Source organism: uncultured Alsobacter sp. (genome assembly GCF_945952055.1).
In the GTDB taxonomy this organism is placed as follows: domain Bacteria; phylum Pseudomonadota; class Alphaproteobacteria; order Rhizobiales; family Beijerinckiaceae; genus Alsobacter.
This window is the reverse complement of record NZ_CAMFHB010000097.1, coordinates 1-4,770: the sequence shown is the minus strand read 5'-3', so window position 1 is coordinate 4,770 and position 4,770 is coordinate 1. Positions and strand designations below refer to the sequence as shown.

Below are 4,770 nucleotides of genomic sequence, written 5' to 3'. Positions count from 1 at the left end.
GCAGGGGAGGGTGGCAGCCGCAAAGCGGCTGACGGGTGGGGACGGCGGCAAAGAACAAGGCGGATATGCCAGGGCCGGCCCTGTCGTCGCGCCAAGTCCTGCGGCACCGCCCCCACCCGTCTCGCGCTTCGCGCGATCCACCCTCCCCTGCAGGGGAGGGAAAGCGCGCTCAGCCATCGACAATCACTTGTGTGCATGTCGAAGGGGTTGAACCGGGGCGGCCGGGCCCCGTTCGCCTAGAACTCGTCCCACTGCTGGCCCACGGCCTTCTTCGCCGGGGCCTTCGCAGTCGCCTTTTCGGTCCCCTTGGCGGCGGGCTTCGGCGCGGCGAAGGCGCTGGCGGCGAGCGCCTGCAGGCGGCTCGGCTCGGAGGTCGGCCGCGGGGCGGGGCGCCGGCCGCCGGCGACGGTGAACTGGGCCACCAGCTCGTTGAGCATGGCGATCTGTCCGCCGAGCGCCGTGGCCGAGGCTGAGCTCTGCTCGGCCAGCGCGGCGTTCTGCTGGGTCATGCCGTCCATGTGGCTGATGGCCTGGCTCATCTCGTCGATGCCGTTGGCCTGCTCGGCCGTGGCTTCCGAGATCTCGTTCACGGTCCTGGCCACGCGGTTCGAGGCCTCGACGATCCGGCCCAGCGTGCCGCCGGCCTCGCGCACCAGCGTCACGCCCTGGCTCACCTCCTGCGTCGACTTGCCGATGAGCCCGCCGATGTCCTTGGCGGCCTCGGAGGAGCGCTGCGCCAGGGTGCGGACCTCGGCGGCGACCACCGCGAAGCCCTTGCCGGCGTCTCCGGCCCGGGCGGCTTCCACGGCGGCGTTGAGGGCGAGCAGGTTGGTCTGGAACGCGATCTCCTCGATGACGGAGGTGATCTCGGAGATCTTGGACGACGCCTGCTCGATGCGGGTCATGGCCTCGACGGCGCGGTTGACCGTCTGGCCGCCTTCCTGCGCGACGGAGCGGGCTTCCTCGGCGTGGCCCACCGCCTCGCGGGAGGATGACGCCGTCGACTTCACGGAGGCGGCGAGCTGCTCGGTGGTGGCCGCCGTCTCCTCGAGGGAGGAGGCCTGCTGCTCGGTGCGCCGCGCCAGGTCGTTCGATCCCGTGTTGATCTCGTTGGAGGCGTTGGAGGCCTCGACGGCGGTGTCCTGGATCGTCGTCACCATCGCGGAAAGCCTGGCCACGGTCTCGTTCACCGAGTCGCGCAGTTCGCCGAGCCGCCCCTCGTAGACGGTTTGGACGTCGTGGGTCAGGTCGCCCGCCGCCACGGCTGCGAGGACTTCGCCGAGCTCGGCCGTCGCGGTGTCCACCACGGCGTTGATCTGGTTGATGCCGTCGACGAGCTGCCGCAACTCCGGGTCGGCGGAGGTGGCCTGGGCGCGCACGCTGAAGTCGCCCCGCGCGGCCTGGCGGACCACCCGGCCCACTTCCGCCACCACGGTGGCGACGGCTTCCGCCTTCGCGGCCTTGTCGGCGGCAGCGCGCCGCTCGTCGGCCTCCATGAGCGCGACGCGCTCGGCGTTCTCCTTGAAGGCCTGCAGCGCCGCGGCCATCTCGCCGATCTCGTCCTGGCGGGACCGGAAGGGGATGGCCTGCTTCAGGTCGCCCTTGGCCAGGGCCACCATCGCCGCGGTGGTGACCTGCAGGGGGCGCGAGAGGCGCACCAGCACGAAGCCCGCCGCGCCGACGATCGCCAGCAGGTTGACCAGCATGGCCAGGCCGAGCGTGATCTGCGCCGTGCGGTGCTCCCCGTCGCTGGCCACGCGCTGTGTGTTGGCGGTGCGGTCGTTGTAGTCGCCGAGGCCCACGAGGACGCCGTCGATCTTGTCGGCGAGCTGGGCGAGGGCGGCCTGCGCGGCGACGCGATCGGCGTCGGCCCTGGCCCCGGTCAGCCGCTCGACCTGCGTCAGGAACGACGCCCACAGGGCGTCGAAGGAGGCCAGTCCCTCCTTCTCGGCGGCATCGGTGATGAGCCCGCCATAACGCTGCCTGTTGGTCTTCACCTGCTCCAGCGCCTGCGCCAGCGCGGCGGCCTTCATGCGGCGCGCCTCCTCGTCGCCGGACAGGGCGGCGGCCCGCGACGAGGCCCGCAGCACGCCGGCCAGCAGGTCGTCCACCGCGTTGGTGGTGGGCAGATGCGCTTCCGAGAAGTCGACGACGTTCTCCTGGATGGTCGACAGGCTGCGCCACGACAGGCCGCTGACCACGAGGGCGACGCCGCCCAGGCCCAGGAAGATGAGGAGCAGGACGTTGCGAATGCTGAGGGACATGATGCTTCCGAAACCACTGTCGGCACGCGCCAAGCGAGCGGGGCACACTGAGACAAACTTGAGTAGGGCGGTTGCCATTAGACAGATCGCCCGAGATGTTTCACGTCTAAAGCAATGTCTTGCTTTCAGAGATTTTAATTTGAATATGTTTTCAAGGGATGGGGTCGCAATGAACGACGATGTCTCGTCAGCAATCGTCCCCAGTTGTGCTTTGGCTTGATCGGAATCAAGCTAAGGCACATCTATGGCAAAGCTGAAGGTTTCAGAGAGTGCGCCGTGACAATACGGGGGCCTCGTCCGCGCATCGAGGCCGGGCGCGGGTGTGCATGCCGGCGGGAAGCCCTTGGCGCCGTCAGGTCTTGAGGCGGTAGCCGGTGCGGAACACCCAGGTGATCGCGGCGAGGCAGAGGGCCAGGAACACGCCGGTCATCACCACGCTGATGCCGACGCCCACGTCCGACAAGCCGAAGAAGCTCCAGCGGAAGGCGCTGACGAGGTAGATGACCGGGTTGAACAGCGCCACCGTCTGCCAGGGCGGGGGCAGCATGGAAACCGAGTAGAAGCTGCCGCCGAGGAAGGCGAGGGGCGTCACGACGAGGGTGGGGACGATCTGCAGCTTGTCCCAGCTCGTCGCCCACAGCCCGATCAGGAAGCCGAACAGGCTGAAGGTGACGGCGGTGGACACGAGGAAGCCCATCATCCAGACCGGATGCAGGATCGAAAACGGTACGAAGATGCGCGCCGTGGCCAGGATCACCAGGCCCAGCAGCACCGACTTGGTCGCGGCGGCGCCGACATAGCCCAGCACCATCTCCAGCGGCGAGACGGGCGCCGACAGCACCTCGTAGATCGTGCCGGAGAAGCGCGGCATGTAGATGCCGAAGGACGCGTTCGAGATGCTCTCCGTGAGGATGGAGAGCATGATCAGGCCGGGCACGATGAAGGCGCCGTAGGTGACGCCGTCGACCTGCGCCATGCGCGAGCCGATGGCCGAGCCGAAGACGACGAAGTAGAGCGAGGTGGTGATCACGGGCGCGGCGAGGCTCTGCGCCAGCGTGCGGATCCAGCGCATCATCTCGAAGCGGTAGATCGCGGAGACCGCGTAGCCGTTCATGGCCGTCCTCCCACGAGGCTGACGAAGATCTCCTCCAGCGAGCTCTGGCGCGTCTGGAGGTCGCGGAAGTCGAGGCCGTGCTCGGAGAGGCGGCGCAGCAGCGTGGCGATGCCGGCGTGCTCGTCCTGCGCGTTGAAGGTGTAGGTGAGCACCGTGCCGTCCCCGGACAGCTCCAGTTTCTCGTCCGCGAGCTCGGGCGGCACGGCGGCCAGCGGCTCGCGCAGCTGCAGGATCAGCTGCTTCTTGCCGAGCTTCTCGATGAGGCTCGCCTTCTCCTCCACCACCACGATCTCGCCGCGGGATATGACGCCGATGCGGTCGGCCATCTCCTCCGCCTCCTCGATGTAGTGGGTGGTGAGGATGATGGTGACGCCGCGCTCGCGCAGGCGGCGCACCACCTCCCACATGCTGCGGCGCAGCTCCACGTCCACGCCGGCGGTGGGCTCGTCGAGGAACAGCACGCGCGGCTCGTGCGACAGCGCCTTGGCGATCATCACGCGCCGCTTCATGCCGCCCGACAGCGTCATGATCTTCGCGTCGCGCTTGTCCCACAGCGAGAGGTCGCGCAGCACCTGCTCGATGAACTGCGGATTGCGCGGCTTGCCGAACAGGCCGCGGCTGAACGTGACCGTGCTCCACACGGTCTCGAACATGTCCGTGTGCAGCTCCTGCGGCACGAGGCCGATGGTGGCCCGGGCCGCGCGGTAGTCGCGGTGGATGTCGTGGCCGTCCACCGTGACGCGGCCGGCCGTGGGCGTCACCAGCCCGCAGACGATGCCGATCAGCGTGGTCTTGCCCGCGCCGTTGGGCCCGAGCAGCGCGAAGATCTCGCCCCGCTCGATGGTGAGGTCGACCGACTTCAACGCCTGGAAGCCGCCGGCATAGGTCTTCGACAGACCCTCGACGGCGATGATGGCTGGCACGGACAAGGCTCCCGGATGCGACAGGCTGGACTGTGCCCCCGCAAGCCCGCGCGCCCCGTATACCCGTTCGGCGCGCCCGGCGGAACCCGGGGGGAGGGGGAGGGAGGGTGAGCGGGGTGTTCTCGCAGCTCAGAGCGTGAACATCTTTCGGCAGTCCAGCTGGCCTCTCCCTCCCCGCGTCCTGGCCGGGCTTGGCCCGGCCATCCACGACTCGAGAATGGCCCCGGCAAAGTCGTGGATGCCCGGCCGAGCCCTTCGACATGCACACAAGTGATTCTCGATGGCTGAGCGCGCTTTCCCTCCCCTGTAGGGGAGGGTGGATCGCGCGAAGCGCGAGACGGGTGGGGGCGGTGCCGCATAACGGGGCGCGACGACAGGGCCGGCCCCGGCATATCCGCCTCATTCTTTGCCGCTGTCCCCACCCGTCAGCCGCTTCGCGGCTGCCACCCTCCCCTGCAGGGGAGGGAGA

3 protein-coding genes are annotated in these 4,770 nt (G+C 68.9%); all 3 read right to left on the bottom strand.

Going from position 1 to position 4,770, the window contains the following annotated elements:
- Window positions 1-236: 236 nt before the first annotated feature.
- The 3 genes from Q0Q47_RS30915 to Q0Q47_RS30905 all read right to left on the bottom strand — a co-directional run bounded on the left by Q0Q47_RS30915 (window position 237) and on the right by Q0Q47_RS30905 (window position 4,301).
- Window positions 237-2,264, bottom strand: a complete 2,028-nt coding sequence (locus Q0Q47_RS30915; RefSeq protein WP_293869006.1) for a methyl-accepting chemotaxis protein — start codon at window positions 2,262-2,264, stop codon at window positions 237-239.
- Between the two features lie 352 nt (window positions 2,265-2,616).
- Window positions 2,617-3,378, bottom strand: a complete 762-nt coding sequence (locus tag Q0Q47_RS30910) for an ABC transporter permease (protein ID WP_293869004.1) — start codon at window positions 3,376-3,378, stop codon at window positions 2,617-2,619.
- Window positions 3,375-4,301 (bottom strand): ABC transporter ATP-binding protein, encoded by a 927-nt coding sequence (locus Q0Q47_RS30905; RefSeq protein ID WP_293869002.1) that lies wholly within the window; start codon window positions 4,299-4,301, stop codon window positions 3,375-3,377. Before Q0Q47_RS30905 ends, Q0Q47_RS30910 begins: the two co-directional genes overlap by 4 nt.
- Between the last annotated feature and the right edge of the window lie 469 nt (window positions 4,302-4,770).

What these genes read in the sequence shown, in the direction of transcription:
- Q0Q47_RS30915 (WP_293869006.1), bottom strand. Translation starts at nt 2,264, where the DNA reads ATGTCCCTCAGCATTCGCAACGTCCTGCTCCTCATCTTCCTGGGCCTG.
- Q0Q47_RS30910 (WP_293869004.1), bottom strand. Translation starts at nt 3,378, where the DNA reads ATGAACGGCTACGCGGTCTCCGCGATCTACCGCTTCGAGATGATGCGC.